General features: G+C 31.0%; 14 protein-coding genes. 4 read left to right on the top strand and 10 right to left on the bottom strand.

The genetic code is table 11. From position 1 onward, the window contains the following. Positions 1-131: 131 nt before the first annotated feature. From ACSIGE_RS04175 to rlmD, 5 genes are all read right to left on the bottom strand, one after another. A complete protein-coding gene (locus ACSIGE_RS04175; protein WP_440881533.1) occupies positions 132-455 on the bottom strand; it encodes a translation initiation factor in 324 nt (107 codons plus the stop codon). A gap of 2 nt (positions 456-457) precedes the next feature. Further along, the gene (locus ACSIGE_RS04170; protein ID WP_440881532.1) at positions 458-1,405 is read right to left on the bottom strand and encodes an isopenicillin N synthase family dioxygenase; all 948 of its coding nucleotides are present in this window, start codon (positions 1,403-1,405) and stop codon (positions 458-460) included. Between the two features lie 61 nt (positions 1,406-1,466). Then, a complete protein-coding gene (locus tag ACSIGE_RS04165) occupies positions 1,467-2,183 on the bottom strand; it encodes a DUF6048 family protein (protein ID WP_440881531.1) in 717 nt (238 codons plus the stop codon). Next, complete coding sequence (locus ACSIGE_RS04160) at positions 2,164-2,649, bottom strand: DUF6452 family protein (protein WP_440881530.1); 486 nt, start codon at positions 2,647-2,649, stop codon at positions 2,164-2,166. The genes ACSIGE_RS04165 and ACSIGE_RS04160 overlap by 20 nt, the downstream gene beginning before the upstream one ends. Positions 2,650-2,693: 44 nt before the next feature. Further along, positions 2,694-4,145: a 23S rRNA (uracil(1939)-C(5))-methyltransferase RlmD gene (rlmD, locus tag ACSIGE_RS04155; RefSeq protein ID WP_440881529.1), complete on the bottom strand. Its 1,452-nt coding sequence runs from the start codon at positions 4,143-4,145 to the stop codon at positions 2,694-2,696. Between the two features lie 270 nt (positions 4,146-4,415). Between rlmD and rocD the strand changes: the two genes are divergently transcribed. Then, on the top strand, positions 4,416-5,654 hold the full coding sequence (rocD, locus tag ACSIGE_RS04150; protein ID WP_440881528.1) for an ornithine--oxo-acid transaminase: 1,239 nt from the start codon (positions 4,416-4,418) through the stop codon (positions 5,652-5,654). Positions 5,655-5,727: 73 nt separating this feature from the next. Here the strand turns inward: rocD and ACSIGE_RS04145 are convergent, their stop codons facing one another. From ACSIGE_RS04145 to ACSIGE_RS04130, 4 genes are all read right to left on the bottom strand, one after another. After that, complete coding sequence (locus tag ACSIGE_RS04145) at positions 5,728-8,700, bottom strand: AAA domain-containing protein (protein WP_440881527.1); 2,973 nt, start codon at positions 8,698-8,700, stop codon at positions 5,728-5,730. A 167-nt stretch (positions 8,701-8,867) separates the two neighbouring features. After that, positions 8,868-9,200: a CCC motif membrane protein gene (locus ACSIGE_RS04140; protein ID WP_440881526.1), complete on the bottom strand. Its 333-nt coding sequence runs from the start codon at positions 9,198-9,200 to the stop codon at positions 8,868-8,870. A 23-nt stretch (positions 9,201-9,223) separates the two neighbouring features. Then, positions 9,224-9,496 (bottom strand): DUF2752 domain-containing protein, encoded by a 273-nt coding sequence (locus tag ACSIGE_RS04135; protein ID WP_440882182.1) that lies wholly within the window; start codon positions 9,494-9,496, stop codon positions 9,224-9,226. Positions 9,497-9,519: 23 nt separating this feature from the next. Continuing rightward, on the bottom strand, positions 9,520-9,843 hold the full coding sequence (locus ACSIGE_RS04130; protein WP_440881525.1) for a YbaB/EbfC family nucleoid-associated protein: 324 nt from the start codon (positions 9,841-9,843) through the stop codon (positions 9,520-9,522). Positions 9,844-9,911: 68 nt separating this feature from the next. On the opposite strand from ACSIGE_RS04130, the gene ACSIGE_RS04125 reads away from it, so the two are divergent. From ACSIGE_RS04125 to ACSIGE_RS04115, 3 genes are all read left to right on the top strand, one after another. Next, positions 9,912-12,074: a S9 family peptidase gene (locus ACSIGE_RS04125; RefSeq protein ID WP_440881524.1), complete on the top strand. Its 2,163-nt coding sequence runs from the start codon at positions 9,912-9,914 to the stop codon at positions 12,072-12,074. Between the two features lie 87 nt (positions 12,075-12,161). After that, positions 12,162-13,169, top strand: a complete 1,008-nt coding sequence (locus ACSIGE_RS04120) for a PLP-dependent cysteine synthase family protein (RefSeq protein WP_440881523.1) — start codon at positions 12,162-12,164, stop codon at positions 13,167-13,169. Between the two features lie 16 nt (positions 13,170-13,185). Beyond that, complete coding sequence (locus ACSIGE_RS04115; protein WP_440881522.1) at positions 13,186-14,046, top strand: glycosyltransferase family 2 protein; 861 nt, start codon at positions 13,186-13,188, stop codon at positions 14,044-14,046. An 84-nt stretch (positions 14,047-14,130) separates the two neighbouring features. Here ACSIGE_RS04115 and clpB read toward each other — a convergent pair whose 3' ends face one another. Then, on the bottom strand, positions 14,131-16,737 hold the full coding sequence (gene clpB, locus ACSIGE_RS04110) for an ATP-dependent chaperone ClpB (RefSeq protein WP_440881521.1): 2,607 nt from the start codon (positions 16,735-16,737) through the stop codon (positions 14,131-14,133). Positions 16,738-16,791: the final 54 nt, after the last annotated feature.

The following is a 16,791-nucleotide window of genomic DNA, read 5'->3' as shown; positions in this document are numbered from 1 at the left end:
TCTTAATAGTATAATTAAAACGATACTTTTTTATTTGTATTGTTTGTTGTTAATTATTTGTATGGTGTAATATTAAGATAAAATTTATTAAAAATAAAATGCTAGGGTTTATTTCCTAGCATTTTAACTTTTTAGCCTCCAACTCTTTTGACATTAAACCCTTTTTCTTTAAGTAGTTTCATTATTTTGTCTCTGTAATCTCCTTGAATTATAATACAATCGTTTTTATAGCTACCTCCAACGCTTAATTTAGTTTTTATTTCTTTGGCTAATTTTTTAAAGTCTTCAGTAGCGCCATCATAACCGTCAATTATGGTTATTGGTTTTCCTTTTCGTTTTTCGTACTTACATAATAGTGGCTTTTCTTGTAGCCAGATATTAGACTTTTTTTCCTCTTTTTTTTCTTCAAATTGATGATCTGGAAAAAGATTTTTAAGTTGGTCTTGTAAATCCATTCTTATTTTATAAGTCCAAGTTCCCTTAAACGTTCATTTAAAAAATCTCCAGCTGTAATATCTTCAAATTGTTTAGGGTTGTTTTCTGAAATACAATTTTCTAAAACATTTAATTTCATATCAGAAATTGGGTGCATGAAGAAAGGTATTGAATATCTTGAAGTTCCCCAAAGTTCTTTTGGTGGATTTACAACGCGATGAATAGTTGATTTTAATTTATTATTACTATGTCTTGATAGCATATCTCCTACATTAATCATTAACTCATCTTGTTGCGCGATAGCATCTATCCATTGTCCTTCATGGTTTTGAACTTGTAGTCCTTTCCCGTGAGCTCCCATGAGTAATGTAATTAAATTAATATCACCATGAGCCGCTGCTCTAACAGCTCCTTTTGGTTCTTTGTTTATGGGAGGGTAATGTATGGGTCTTAAAATACTATTTCCATTTTTAATGTATTCATCAAAATAAGTTTCTTCTAAGTCTAAATATAAGGCTAAAGAACGCAATACATATTTAGCCGTTTTCTCGAGCATTTTATATGTTTTTTTACCAACTTCATTAAATTTAGATAGTTCTTTAACTTCGACATTTTTTGGATATTCAGCCTCTAATTTTGGATTGTTTTCAACATATTGACCAAAATGCCAGAATTCTTTTAAATCTCCCTCTTTTTTACCTTTTGCAGATTCTTTTCCAAAAGACACATAGCCTCTTTGTCCTCCAATACCAGGAATTTCATATTTCTGCTTGGTATCAACTGGTAAATCAAAAAACTTTTTAATTTCGTCATATAAATCATCTACCAATTGCTTACCTAAAAAATGACCTTTTAGAGCGACAAAACCAATGGTTTCATAAGCATTTCCAATTTCATTAATGAACCTTTGTTTGCGTGTTTCATCTTCTGATAGAAAGTCTTCTAAATTTACACTTGGAATTTTATTCATTGTTAATAAGTTTTTATGTAATTCTCGGTAAAGTTAGTGAAACAAGGAATAATAAGAAAAATTACTTATTAACAAAAGGAATTAAATAGGAAATTGTGTAGAAAAAACCAAAGCCTGTGTTACTTTCTAAAATTCTATTAAAACCTGGGGTATATAGGGTTTTAAATCCTGTTTGATCTTTAATGCTTAATAGTATTTTATAGGAAAAACCACCGCCAATGAATAAGTTTTTAAAGGTTTCAACCTTAATTCCAAGTTGTATTTCTATCCAATGAGCGGTTAGTCCTGTTTGTTCTCGTTCAGAATTAATTGTATTTACTGGAAAGTAGATCGATGAACCAGGTCCTTGAGTGACGTTTGGAGTATAACTGTCTAGGGAATGATCAAACAAAGCGAAACCATATCGTCCACCGACAAAGATTTCATTATTCATATCCAGCCAGTTCTCATAAGCATTATAGTTAACCCCAACCCTAACGAAATTACCTTTTGAAGAAGAGGTGGTAAAATCTTCAAAAGTAGTTTCTTTTTCATAGCCCAACTCTGATGCTAAGTACCAATTTTTTGCTATTCTATAATCTCCAATAAATTCAATACCATTGTAACTTTTATCAAAAATTCCTAGAATAGGTCTACTGATGTCCATACCAATTCTTAAACCATAGCCTGTTTTATATTTGATACTGTCGTTTGATGAATTTTTTAGAGACTCTTCTTGTGTATAGCAACTAAAAGAAACTAGAAAAAATAGAATAGGACTAATGAAATACTTGTACATGTGATCGGATTTGGTTGTTAATTTCAGGAATACTTTTATTGGAAATACTATCAATCCATTCGTTATTAGTTGTTGATAATTCAATATTTTTAAAAATATATCTAAACCCACAAGACCTTGAAACATAATCTTCAACAGAATTGTAATTTATTCTTAGAGTTACATACTTATTATTAGCTAAAGTACCTTCTTTATCATTTATTTTTAGAGTATAAACTGTTTCCGAGGTGTTTCCATTAATAGGAATGGCGATAGAGTCTAATGATTGGTTTGTGAATAGACTGTCTGTTTTGCTCTCTGCTATTGCTGAAAATTGATTTACACTTTTTAGAGAGGTGATATCATTTTTATCATAAAACCTAATTATTAAGTTAGGCGTTACAGGATTTTCTGTGCAAAAATCATCTTTTTCACATGAATTAAAGGCGAATAAGCATAGTAATAAAACACTAAAACATTTTTTCATTTGTGTATCTTTCAAAATATTGATAAGTAAACTTAGTTATTAAGCTATTTTTCAAATAGCACAACAGTTTCTATATGGGATGTATGTGGAAACTGATCTACCAAACTTATTTTTTTAATTTGATAGCCTGAATTCACTAACTCTTCCGTATCACGAGCCTGAGTTGCTGGGTTACAAGATACATAAACCATTCTATCCGCGCCTAAATTTATTATTTTTTTAAGTGTTTTTGGTGCGATACCAGCTCTTGCGGGGTCTAAAATAATTGTTCTTATTTTATTTCTGAATTTCGGGTGCTCCATTAAGAATTTTCCTACGTCAGCAGCAAAAAAATCAACTCCTTTAATGTTGTTGCGCTTTGCATTTTTTTTTGCATCTCTTATGGCAGAAGCGACGATATCAACGCCTACAATTTTTGTATTTGTTGCCTTTGAAGCAATAATTTGACCAATAGTTCCTGTTCCACAAAATAAATCCATTACGACTGTATTATCAATAGCATCTTTATTTTCAAGAGCATAATCAACAACTTTAGAGTATAGTTTTTCAGCAGATTTTGGATTTGTTTGAAAAAAGCTTTTCATACTTATTTCAAATTTTAAGTTTAGCAGTTTCTCAACAATTTTTTCATCACCGTAAATGAGCTTTATACTACCGGTAGTGGCAATAGTTCTGTCTCCAGTTTCATCGTTAATGGTGTGTAAAAGCCCTGCAACTCTACTTCCAAATAAATCAATTAAAAATTGAGAAAATTTATTAAGATTAAACCTTGAAAGGTCTTTTGAGGTGGTTACTAAATTAAAAAGAAGTTGATTGGTATCAAACGATTTTCTAACCACAAAATATCTGAAAAATCCCTCTTTTTTAGGAGCATGCCATGGAGTTAAATCTGTATTTTTACAGTAATTACGTATCTTATAAAGATTGTTTTCAAATTCATCATCAAATAAACCACTATCCTTATTAAGGTTTTCACCAATCCACCACGTACCACGTCTTTTAAAGCCTAAAGTAAATTCATCAATATCTGTTTTATTTTTAGTATCATAGCCAATTGCGGAAAAACTATATTCCATTTTATTTCGGTAATGAAACGAATTTGGAGAAGCAATAAATTCATCAAAAAAATCCTCGATATGCTCAATTTTTCCAATTTTTTTAAAGAGATCCATAGTACTAGTGTATTTGTACTCATGTTGTTTTTCAATTGGAAGGTTTATATAAGGAGCTCCTGGTATTTGTTGATAAGAAGATTCAATTTCGTTATTAGATATCTTAAGAACTTCTAAAAGTTTACATTCTGCGTACTTTTTTTTCGATTTGTCCACTCTAGCTTTTACAAATTGACCAGGAAGTGTATTGGGAACAAATACTACAAATTCTCCTAACTCATTTCTAATTCGCCCTATACCTTTACCTCCAAAAGCATAATCTTCAATTAATATTTCTAAAACTTCTCCTCTTTTTACGAATTTATTTCGTTCTCGTCTTGGCATTTATTCTGTTTGATTTATGATAGCAAAATTAGGAAAAGTTATTTTTAGGTTTGAGTTAAAAAATAATAATCATCTTTTTTTTGAAAAACTTTAAAAATTGATCTCATTTTGATTAATTAAAATGAGATTATTATTTTTAATAAATGAAGATATTTGCTATTTTGCGATATCATAGGGATGATTTCTCTCCCACGCTGCTTTTTCGGTACAATCGAAAAAATAAAGGTACAGTAGGAATGGTTATTTTATCAATTTTTAAAAATTACGAAAATGGCTGTTTTAGAACATTTAACTTCACAGCAAGCAATTGATTTAGAAAACAAGTACGGAGCACATAACTATCACCCATTACCAGTGGTATTGAGCAAAGGTGAAGGGGTTTATGTTTGGGATGTTGAGGGTAAAAAATACTATGATTTTTTATCTGCTTATTCTGCTGTAAATCAAGGGCATTGTCACCCAAGGATTACAAATGCACTTGTAGAGCAATCTAGCATTTTAACATTAACTTCCAGAGCATTTCATAATAATGTTCTCGGACAATATGAGAAATATATAACAGATTTATTCGGTTTCGATAAAGTTTTACCTATGAACACCGGAGTTGAAGGAGGAGAAACTGCTATAAAATTATGTAGAAAATGGGCTTACAAAGTTAAGGGGATTGAAGAAAATAAAGCGAAAATATTATTCGCAGAGAATAATTTTTGGGGTAGGACCTTAGCAGCTGTTTCTTCATCGACAGATCCAAGTGCGTATAAAGATTATGGGCCTTATTTGCCAGGTTTCGAAATAGTTAAATACAATGATTTAGAAGCTTTAGAAAAAGCTCTCGAAGATCCTAATGTCGCTGGTTTTATGGTTGAGCCTATACAAGGTGAGGCAGGAGTAATGGTCCCTGATGAAGGATATCTAAAAAAAGCTTTTGAGCTTTGTAAAAAGAAGAATGTACTTTTTATTGCAGATGAGGTTCAAACAGGGATATCAAGAACAGGTAAGTTGTATTGTTGCCAACACGAGGGATTTAGACCGGACATACTTATCTTAGGAAAAGCTTTAAGTGGTGGGGTGTTCCCTGTTTCAGCAATACTAGCAGATGATGAAGTTATGCTAACCATAAAGCCAGGAGAGCATGGTTCTACTTTTGGCGGAAATCCGCTTGCTTGCAAGGTAGCAATGGCTGCATTAGAAGTAGCTGTAGATGAGGGGCTTGCAGAAAATGCTGAGTACTTAGGTACAATCTTTAGAGAGGAGCTAGGGCAGTTTGCTCGTGAAAATGAATTAGTAACTCTTGTTCGCGGAAAAGGTTTGTTGAATGCCGTAGTAATTAATGATACTGAAGATAGTGATACAGCATGGAATATTTGCATGAAATTACGCGATAATGGATTGCTAGCCAAACCAACACACGGTAATATAATACGTTTTGCACCTCCGTTGGTTATGAATGAGACCCAGTTAAGAGATTGTATTAGTATAATAAAAAATACGATTAAAGAATTTTCATAGTATAAAAAAGGCATTGATTATAAGTCAATGCCTTTTTTTAATAGTTTTAATAATAAAGTTTGTTAATTATTTTTTAATATTCTATTTCTCTTATATTTAAATGCTTTTTTAGTAATCCTGAAGGAGTCTTGTTCATTTCATTAAAAATTTGAGTATCACCAAATAAGATAAAACTGTCTTTTGCTCGAGAGACGGCAACATTTAGCATATTAGGTTTATTGTCTCTGTCAAAAAACATAGTACCTTCATCTTTACTTGAATAAACTGAGCTGAACAAAATTATACTTCTTTCTGCTCCTTGTAAAGCATGAACAGTGCCAATTTTAACATCGTTAATATTATATCCAGCATTAACAAGTGCTTTAGATAATTCGGATTTTTGACTAGCAAAAGGAGTAATAATTCCTAATATATTTTCTATTGAATTTACATTATAAGCTTTTTGGATACTTTCTTTATTTTGTTGCAACCATAAAATTATAGTATTAACTTCTTTGATGTTAAAACGGCTATTGTATTTTTTTTCACTAACCCCTTCTACATGATAGGCTAGCATTGATGGAAAAATCTGATCTGCTTTAGCCTTCCCTTTCATTGGTTTTAAAATTCCATTGTATGCTAATTCGTTACAGAAGTTAATAATTTCATCATTACATCTTCTGTGTTCAAGAAGAATTAAGCCATTTTCTTTTTTATCATTAATAATGGTTTCGTATTCGCATGCATTCTGTGCCATTTTCATTATACTACCACTTGATGCTAAAAAGCCTAATTTGTCAAGTAGTTCGTTTTCTTGACTACTTTCTATAATGTTTAGAGAAGATAAATTTCCAGTATCAATTTTTGGAGGAATAGACCAGATTGGTTCAATTTGTTTTAAATCTCCTATTACAAAAGCTTTTTTGGCAAGAGCAAAAAGAGGTATGCTAACTTCGGGAGTTACTTGTCCAGCTTCGTCAATTATTAGTAAATCTATAAAGTTAGTTAAAGGAAAGTATTCAAAAATGGCTTTACCTTCTTCACTTTCCCCTTGAAATTGACTTCTTACAAAATGAGAAGGAGCCATATAAAAAGTAGCAACAAAACAAGGCGTAAGCATTGAACGTCTTTTCCATTGCTTCTTTATTGCAATTTCACCAGTTCCTTTTTCAGTATTATTTTCAATTGTGTCAATTGTTTCAAGAATCCAACGTGCTTCCCAATAATGCGTTGCTAATAAGAATGCTTTATGGCGAAGAGTGAGGTCAATTTCATTATAAAAATATCCCTTTAGTTGATTATCTTTTGTCTTTTTTTGTAATTCATAATGCCACATTCTATCTTCAGAAATTAAAGGTAGGCCTTCAATACTATTTTCTTTTTTCCAGTTGCTTAGTTTTAGATTTGCTTGTAATAGCAAATTTATATTAGCAAGTAATTGTTTAACATAAGATAATACAGTGTCTTTATTGACAAGTTTATTTTGGGGTATTTTGAAAATATGTTTTGAATTGTTAGAATTTTTCTCAAAAGTAAAATGTACCTTAATTTTATTTATAAACTCCTCTTTTTTATACTCCGTTTTAAGTTCATTTAACAATGAGCGCCATTGATGAAGTTTTGTGATATTAATATTTTCATTAGATATATGATTACTACTATCTAATAATACATTATTTATAAATTCCATTGATGATATATAATCATTTGAGAACCGGGTAGCATTAATTAGATTGGTTTCAATATTTATTAATTCTTGCTGTAATTGATAGCATGCCTCTTCTAGAGATGTTTCTTTATAGCCAAAATACGTATTATATTTTTCGAGAAAATAATATTCTGCATTGATTAGATATTCTTTATTTTCAAGCTCACATAGACTTCCTTCGTAACCGAATAAATTACCTTTAAGATAATTAATTTCACTCAATTTTTTTTCGCTCTTTGAATTGGAAGGAAGGTAGGTTGCATATCCATGAAAATTAGGTATCCATCTTTTTGAAAGCCCTTCTGTTGTACTTCTTGAATTGATAAAACTGTCAATAATGTTTGTTACTGCTTGGTTATTATTTGAGCAAGCTAAGATTAAGGGAGCCTCTTCTCCTTCTATTGCAGCCTTTACAAACTCAGTAGCAACAATACTTTGAAGTAGCGTTGTTTTACCTGTTCCTGGAGGGCCGTTTACAGCTATTATAGGATTTTCCTCTGCAGTAAGATACGATAGTAGTGTTTTTCTTTGACTTATTGATAGAGGGAACTCATTTGACATCTGTCCTAGGTGCAAATGATTATAATGCAAATAACCTTCATCGGTAATCGGAGAGGTTCTATACCGGTCTGCAGGAGTTACAATTTTACTTAATAAGGGGAGTTCATCTAAGTGATCAAGTAGATTTTCATAAAGAAATAAAATACTTTTAGCAGTAGAGATTTTTGAACTAATCGCAAAATATGTAAGGCTGTGATGAGTTGTATATTTTTCAGCTCTGTAATGAGAAATTGAGTTAAATGTAACTTCGTTGAAAATATGGTTAATATAATCCCAATAAACATTCCAGTTTATGGGGTTATCATTTTCATCTCCCTTCGGTTGTTCTAAATTACGAGCATTAGTCACATTTTCAATACTAGAGAAAATAAAATCATTTTTTATATCAGCTATTGGAGTTAGGTAGTTTCTTACTATTAGAGGAAATAAATCTTTTGGAGCTGATAGTTTTCCAGATCTATCCAAAGTAGCGGCAATCCAGAAGGGATGAATAGTTTTCTGTTTTAAACGAGAGTTTTCTGTTTCATATTTTAGATGAAATGGAGAGATCAATATTTGAGTTTCATTAATTTTTTGCCATCGAGTACTATCTTTTTTTGAAATTCCTTTTAACCGGTTTATTCTTTTTTCTTCTAGTTCTAGTATTTCAAAGGCATTTTTTGTGCTTATTAAAGCATTGATAATATTAGAAGAATTTTGATGATAAAGATGTTTTATTCTAGAAATATCAATAGCTAAATTTTCGCTATCAAACAGACTATGTTTATAATAAAGTAGCCAATTCTTTTCTGAATTCATTTCAATTAAAGTTCTGTAATTTAGTAATATTATTTTATAGAATGGCGAGCGAAAATACTGTAATTTATTTTCTTTAGAAAAGATTTTATTGTAGTGTTTTAAAATTAAAATAAGAAGCCCAAAGTATATACTTTGGGCTTCTTATTTTAATTTTAAATTATTTTTATTTACCAGCCATTCAGTCTGTCTTGAAGAATTTCAGGATCTTGTAAGGCTTCCCACCCTATTGTTGTAAAAAGATTAATAATAAAGATCATGTAAGAAAAGCTCAGGATAATTCCAATTATGGCTAGAATTTTACCCGTATTCAAAGTTTGAAAGTTTGAGTATACTCTTGGATTTAAATCATATTTTACTTTATCTTGTCTATATAAAATAAGAGCAGTAATTCCCAGTATAATTCCAGGTATTCCATAACAGCAGCAACTGATTATTGAAATAATACCTAAGACTAAAACTGCTGTAGCATTTGGTAATTGTTTTTGTTCAAGTTCGTTCAAGACAGTGTTTTGTTTTAGTTAAGTTAATTAAATAATTTGTTTATTTTTATGATATAAGCCAAAATTATGATGCTTACATTAATGATACCCAAAATTAATAAAATATTTAAGCTGATTTTTTTTTTAAGGAAAAAATGAATAATTGAGTATACAACAAACAAAATAGTTGTGTAAATCGCAGGGAACATATTGAACGCATCCAAAAAATTTCCTTCTAAAAGTAATATTAAAGACCTTTGAAATCCACAACCTGGACAATCAATACCAAATAGTTTTTTATTTAAACAAGGTATCAAATAATTTTCAAGTTCCAAGTTTTTTATTTAAATATATCCATTCCAGGAATGTTAGGAATACCATTTTTGGCAGCAGTAGCTAATTCTTGTTCATTAATATCGCCAGCTTTTTTCAACGCTTTATTAAGAGTCAATATTAAATAGTCTTCCAGTTCTTCTTTGTCCTGCAGTAGGGATTCATCTACAAAAATGGATTTGATTTCACGATTTGCCGTAACTGTAACTTTGATATTTCCGTTAGCAGATGACTCATCTATAAGAACAGTATTTAGTCTGTTTTTTGTTTCTTCAACTTTATTTTGGGCTTCTTTTAATTTACCCATCATGTTAGAAAGGTCTCCAAACATTTTTTATATTTAATATTTAACTTTTGCAAAAATAATATTTTAACTTCGAAAAAAAAACTAAAATAAAAATGAGAAAAATTATAGTTACAATAATAACATTAAACATTATTTTTGTTTCCTGCAAAAAAGAAAGAATGAATACAGATATACAAATTCCAGTAGCTGAAAAGCAAGTAACAAGGTTAGAAAAGCACGGAGATGTAAGAATAGATAATTATTTTTGGATGCGCTTGACTGATGAGCAAAAAAATGCCAAAGTTAAGGATGAACAGACTAAAAAGGTGTATGCTTATCTGGATTCTGAGAACGAGTATTTTGAGAAAGAAACAGCACATACAAAGGCATTTCAAAATGACTTGTTTGAAGAAATGAAAGGGAGGATAAAAGAAGATGACGAATCCGTTCCTTATAAAGAAAATGGATATTTTTATATCACAAGATTTGAAGTTGGAGATCAATATCCTATCTATAGTAGAAAAAAAGAAACATTAGACGCCAAAGAGGAGATTATTTTTAATGTTAACGAAGAAGCAAAAGGACATGACTATTTCCAACTTGGAGGATTAAGTATAAGTCCAAATAATAAATTAGCATCTTTTGCTGTAGACACTATTAGCAGGAGACAATATACGTTACAGGTCAAGAATCTTATAACAGGAGAAATACTTAAAGATAAAATTGAAAATACAACTGGAGGATCAGTTTGGTCTAATGACAATAAAACTTTTTACTACACTAAAAAAGATCCAGTTACATTGAGAAGCTCTCAGGTATACAGACATATTTTAGGATCAAATACATCTGATGATGAGTTAGTATATGAGGAAACAGATGAAACATTTGGTGTATTCGTTACAAAATCAAAATCAAAAAGATATATTGTTATAGGTTCTTATAGTACTGTATCTAACGAGTATAGAGTTTTGGACGCGGATAATCCAGCAGGTGAATTTAAGATAATACAACAGCGGGAAAGGGATTTGGAGTACGATATTGCTCATTATGGTGATTTTTTTTACATAAGAACTAATAAAGATGGAGCAACGAACTTTAAATTAATGAAAACCTCTTTAGACAAAACATCTAAAGAAAATTGGGTAGATGTTATACCTCATAGAGAAGATGTTTTTATGGAAGATTTTTCAATATTTAAAGATTATTTGGTTTTAGAGGAAAGAAGTGAAGGGCTCAATAAAATTAGAATTAAGCGCTGGGATGGTCAAGAAGATTATTATTTACCTTTTGAAGAAGAAACCTATTCTTCGGGTGTTTATTCAAATCCAGATTTTGATACAGATATAATTCGGTATTCATATAACTCTATGACAACACCAAGTTCTGTCATTGATTTCAATATGAAAGAAAAAACTAAAGATGTTAAAAAAGAACAGGAAGTACTAGGAGGCAAGTTTGACAAAGCAAATTATATAAGTAAGCGCTTGTGGGTTCCTTCGCGCGATGGTAAGAAAATAGCTTTATCAATAGTTTATCATAAAGATACAAAGCTAGATGAAAATACCCCTGTTTTGCAGTATGCTTATGGATCATATGGACATACTGTATCTGATGGTTTTTCTACAACCAGATTAAGTCTTTTAGATAGAGGTTTTATATTCGCTTTAGCCCACATAAGAGGAGGGCAGTATTTAGGAAGAGACTGGTATGAGGAAGGTAAAATGTTAAAAAAGAAGAATACGTTTACAGATTTTATAGATTGTTCAAAGTTTTTAATTGAAAAAGGGTATACTTCTCCCAAACATTTATATGCTATGGGTGGATCAGCTGGGGGATTGTTAATGGGAGCAGTTATAAACATGAATCCAGAAATTTATAATGGAATAATTGCACAAGTACCATTTGTAGATGTTATTTCTACAATGTTGGATGATAGCATACCTTTGACTACAGGAGAGTATGATGAATGGGGAAATCCAAATGATAAAGAGTATTATAATTATATTAAGTCTTATTCTCCATATGATCAAGTAGAGCCCAAAGCTTATCCACATATGCTGGTAACAACAGGTTTACATGATAGCCAGGTTCAATACTGGGAACCAGCTAAATGGGTAGCAAAAATAAGAGAATTGAAAACAGATGACAATTACCTGTTTTTACATACAAATATGGAGGCAGGCCATGGTGGAGCTTCAGGCAGGTTTGATGCCATTAAAGAAGTAGCCGAAGAATATACGTTCTTTTTAATGTTAGAGAATAAGTTAGAAAAATAATTATATTTTTGCCCAAGGAAAGAGTAAGAGGGTGTTATTATGAAAACAGAAAAATACGCACTCTACTTTTCATAATGATACCTTTTTATGATTTTAGAGAGAATGAGACATGCTGGAGTTACAAATTCAGTTTTAGATTTAGTAGGGGAAACACCTTTAGTTAAATTGCACAATATTAGTAAAAACGTTCCAGGAAACTGTTTTGCCAAATTGGAGGCTTTTAACCCTGGTCACTCAGCTAAAGATAGAATAGCTTTACATATTATTGAAACAGCTGAAAGAAAGGGAATAGTGAAAAGAGGAGATATTATTGTTGAGACAACATCTGGTAATACAGGTTTTTCTTTAGCAATGATTAGTATTGTAAAAGGATATAGGTGTATTTTGGCTGTGAGTGATAAATCTTCACAAGATAAAATTGATATGTTAAAGGCAATGGGAGCAGAGGTACATATTTGTCCAGCTAATGTTCCTGCAGATGACGCTCGATCTTATTATGAAGTCGCTAAAAGATTACACAAAGAAAATCCCGGATCAATCTATATCAATCAGTATTTTAATGAATTAAATATTGAAGCCCATTATTTAAGCACAGGCCCTGAAATATGGGAGCAAACGGAGGGTAAGGTAACACATGTTGTGGTAGCTAGTGGTACTGGTGGGACTATATCTGGAACTGGACGCTTTTTAAAGGAACAAAATCCAAATATAAAGATTTTGGGAATAGATGCTATCGGATCGGTTATTAAAAAATTCCATGAAACAGGAGCTTTTGATTCAAATGAAATAAGTCCATATAAAATTGAAGGATTAGGAAAAAACTTAATCCCAACATCTACCGATTTTGATATAGTAGATGTTTATGAAAAAGTTTCAGATAAAGATTCAGCATTAAAAGCAAGAGAACTGGTAAAAACGGAAGGAATATTTGCGGGTTACACCTCAGGAGCAGTTTTACAAGGTTTACAGCAGTATGCAGATCAAAACTATTTTGATAAAAATAGTGTTATTGTTGTAATTTTACCTGACCACGGTTCTCGCTATATGAATAAAATTTATTCAGATCAATGGATGGCAGATCAAGGATTTATGTAGGTTTTTTAAAAGTTTAATGAGTAGTATATCTAATTTTTCTGTAGTTATTCCTTGTTTCAATGAGGAAAAATATATTAGAGATTGTATTCAATCAATTCTAAATCAAACATTATTACCTTCAAATTTAATTATTGTAAATGATGGTTCTATAGATAAAACTGTAGCTATAGTTGAAGAAATAAAAGAGAATTCTAATCTTCTTAAGATTATTCACACAGATAAACAGGCATCTTTTGAGCCTGGAGCTAAAATTGTTCAAGCTTTTAAGGCAGGTTTATCAACATTGAATGAATGGGATGTTGTCTTTAAAATTGATGCAGATGTCCGGTTACCATCGAATTATTTTCAAGAAGTAATTAGCTTGTATGAAAGTGATAATATGATTGGTATGGTAGGAGGATTGGCTTATATTAAAAAAAAAGAAAAGTTAGTTTACGAATCCATTTCTTCGAAGGAACATCTTAGGGGACCTATAAAATCATATCAAAAGAATTGTTTTGAAGCTATAGGGGGTATGAGAGAAACTATTGGTTGGGATACCATTGATGAAATTTTAGCTCAGTATTATGGTTATAAAGTTAAAATAATTAAGGATTTAAAAGTAGTTTTAGCTAAACCAACTGGTTTTCGATATCGTAAGTCACACGCTTCCAAACATGGTTTGGCAATGTATAAGATGAATTATGGATTTATGCTCGCGATTATTGCTACAGCTAAAACTTCTTTTAAAAAGAAAAGCCTTTCTACTTTTTTTCAAACTATGAAAGCTTTTACAAAAGCTTATATTAATAAAACTCCAAAGGTAGTCAACAAGAAAGAAGGGGCGTTTGTAAGAGACTATCGATGGGCTAAAATAAAACAAAGAATAACATTTTAAAATTTAAAATAATAATTGTGTGTATATAAAATATTGAAGGATTAGTCCCTCAATATTTTATACATAAATTTAACTTTTAGCAGGTTAATTATTTTCAATTAAATTAGATTGATTTCTAAAAACTAATTGATCATCAAATGCGTCAAGTAAAACAATACTATCTGTAACTACTTTTCCTGCTAATATTTCTTTTGATAGTGCGTTTAATATTTCTTTTTGAATTACTCTTTTAACAGGGCGTGCTCCGAATTCTGGTTGATATCCTTTTTTAGCAAGGTATAAAATGGCTTCTTCTGTAGCATCGATAGTAATGTTTTTCTTGGCGATCATTTTTTTAACTCCATTTAATTGAAGCTCTACAATATTTTTAATATTTCTTTCAGATAAAGGCGTAAACATTACAATATCATCGATTCTATTTAGAAATTCTGGACGTACACTTTGTTTAAGTAGTCCTAAGACTTCGGTTTTTGCTATTTCCATAGTAGAGTATATATCTTGTTTCATGTTTTCAAACTTTTCTTGAATAATATGACTACCCATGTTTGAGGTCATGATGATAATTGTATTTTTGAAATCAGCAATTCTGCCTTTGTTGTCTGTGAGTCTACCTTCATCAAGTACCTGTAATAAGATATTAAATGTATCAGGGTGCGCTTTTTCGATTTCATCGAGCAATACTACTGAATACGGCTTCCTTCTTACAGCCTCTGTTAACTGTCCTCCTTCATCATATCCAACATACCCTGGAGGTGCGCCAACCAATCTACTAACTGAATGTCGTTCTTGATATTCACTCATATCGATACGAGTCATTGCGTTTTCATTGTCAAAAAGATAGTCAGCTAACGCTTTTGCAAGCTCTGTTTTTCCCACTCCTGTTGTTCCTAAAAATAAAAATGAACCAATTGGTTTACTTGGATTTTGTAGTCCTGCTCTTGAACGTCTAACAGCATCAGAAACTGCTTCTATAGCTTCTTCTTGCCCTACAACACGTTTATGTAATTCAAATTCAAGACTTAATAGTTTTTCGCGTTCAGATTGCAACATTTTAGTAACAGGAATTCCTGTCCATTTAGCTATAACTTCAGCAATATCATCGTATGTTACTTCTTCTTTTATTAACGAGTTTTCCTTTTGATTTGCTAATATTATTTGCTGTTTGTCTAGTTGTTCTTGAGCTTCTTTAATTTTACCATATCTTAATTCAGCAACTTTACCATAGTCACCATTTCTCTCAGCTTTATCAGCTTCTAGTTTAAATTCTTCAATTGATGATTTTAATTGTTGAATTTGATCAATAACGTTTTTCTCGGATTTCCACTTTGCATTTATTTCATTTCGTTCCTCCTTTAAGTTAGCTATATCTGCATTTAGAGACTTTAACTTCATATCGTCATTTTCACGTTTTATAGCTTCAATCTCAATCTCAATCTGCATTATTTTTCTATCTAGTACATCAAGTTCTTCAGGTTTGGAATTAATTTCCATCCTTAGTTTAGATGCAGCTTCATCCATTAAGTCAATAGCTTTATCTGGTAAAAATCGATTGGTTATATATCTTTGCGAAAGTTCAACAGCACCTATAATAGACTCATCTTTTATTCTTACTTTATGGTGTGCTTCATACTTGTCTTTAATACCTCTTAAAATTGAAATAGCGCTTTCAGTATCAGGTTCGTCAACGATAACTTTTTGAAATCTTCTTTCAAGCGCTTTGTCTTTTTCAAAATATTTTTGATATTCATCAAGTGTCGTAGCTCCAATAGCTCTCAGCTCTCCTCGCGCTAGTGCGGGTTTTAAAATATTAGCTGCATCCATTGCTCCTTGACCACCACCTGCACCAACTAAAGTATGAATTTCATCTATAAAAAGAAGAATATCTCCATCAGAGTTAGTCACTTCTTTTACGACGCTTTTTAACCTCTCTTCAAATTCACCTTTGTATTTAGCCCCAGCGATTAAAGCTCCCATATCCAAAGAATAGATCTCTTTATTCTTTAAATTTTCAGGAACATCGCCTCGTATTATTCTATGTGCCAATCCTTCAGCAATAGCCGTTTTTCCTGTTCCTGGTTCTCCAACTAAAATGGGGTTATTCTTTGTTCTTCGTGATAATATTTGAAGCAAACGTCTAATTTCCTCATCTCTACCGATAACAGGGTCAAGTTTTCCGTCTTGTGCAAAAAGGTTTAAATTTTTGGCATATTTGTTTAAAGAGTTATAGCTTTCTTCTGCACTCTGAGAAGTCACATTATTACCTTTTCTTAGCTCTTGAATGGCTGAGTTTAAATTTTTTTCAGTTACACCTTGGTCTTTTAGTATTTGGGCAATTTGACTTTTGGATTTAAATATTGAAATAATTAAATGCTCAATTGAAACAAATTCATCATTCATTTTTTTTGAAATACTAGTAGCTTCTGTAAGCGTTTTATTAGCCTCTCTTGATAACACTATTTCACTACCAGATACCTTGTTAAAACTTTCAAGTTGCTTGTCGATAACTTGTTTGATAACTTGTAAATTAACATTTAGTTTTTTTAGTATAAAAGGCAATATATTTTCATCAACAACAAGAAGTGCCTTGAATAAATGCTCATTTTCAATTTGATTATGAGAGTATTTATTAGCAAGTAATTGAGCTTGTTGTATTGTTTCTTGTGATTTTATCGTATAATTGTTGAAATTCATAATCATTTTATTTTATGATCCATAACTCAAAATCAGTACCAATAAACTGTAGAA

The organism is Tenacibaculum profundi (genome assembly GCF_052050075.1).
In the GTDB taxonomy this organism is placed as follows: domain Bacteria; phylum Bacteroidota; class Bacteroidia; order Flavobacteriales; family Flavobacteriaceae; genus Polaribacter.
The sequence above is the reverse complement of the archived record's forward strand: the minus strand, read 5'-3'. Positions and strand labels throughout refer to the sequence as shown.

Coding starts and splice junctions, on each gene's coding strand:
- ACSIGE_RS04175 (WP_440881533.1), bottom strand. CDS start 455: ATGGATTTACAAGACCAACTTAAAAATCTTTTTCCAGATCATCAATTT.
- ACSIGE_RS04170 (WP_440881532.1), bottom strand. CDS start 1,405: ATGAATAAAATTCCAAGTGTAAATTTAGAAGACTTTCTATCAGAAGAT.
- ACSIGE_RS04165 (WP_440881531.1), bottom strand. CDS start 2,183: ATGTACAAGTATTTCATTAGTCCTATTCTATTTTTTCTAGTTTCTTTT.
- ACSIGE_RS04160 (WP_440881530.1), bottom strand. CDS start 2,649: ATGAAAAAATGTTTTAGTGTTTTATTACTATGCTTATTCGCCTTTAAT.
- rlmD (WP_440881529.1), bottom strand. CDS start 4,145: ATGCCAAGACGAGAACGAAATAAATTCGTAAAAAGAGGAGAAGTTTTA.
- rocD (WP_440881528.1), top strand. CDS start 4,416: ATGGCTGTTTTAGAACATTTAACTTCACAGCAAGCAATTGATTTAGAA.
- ACSIGE_RS04145 (WP_440881527.1), bottom strand. CDS start 8,700: ATGAATTCAGAAAAGAATTGGCTACTTTATTATAAACATAGTCTGTTT.
- ACSIGE_RS04130 (WP_440881525.1), bottom strand. CDS start 9,843: ATGTTTGGAGACCTTTCTAACATGATGGGTAAATTAAAAGAAGCCCAA.
- ACSIGE_RS04125 (WP_440881524.1), top strand. CDS start 9,912: ATGAGAAAAATTATAGTTACAATAATAACATTAAACATTATTTTTGTT.
- ACSIGE_RS04120 (WP_440881523.1), top strand. CDS start 12,162: ATGATTTTAGAGAGAATGAGACATGCTGGAGTTACAAATTCAGTTTTA.
- ACSIGE_RS04115 (WP_440881522.1), top strand. CDS start 13,186: ATGAGTAGTATATCTAATTTTTCTGTAGTTATTCCTTGTTTCAATGAG.
- clpB (WP_440881521.1), bottom strand. CDS start 16,737: ATGAATTTCAACAATTATACGATAAAATCACAAGAAACAATACAACAA.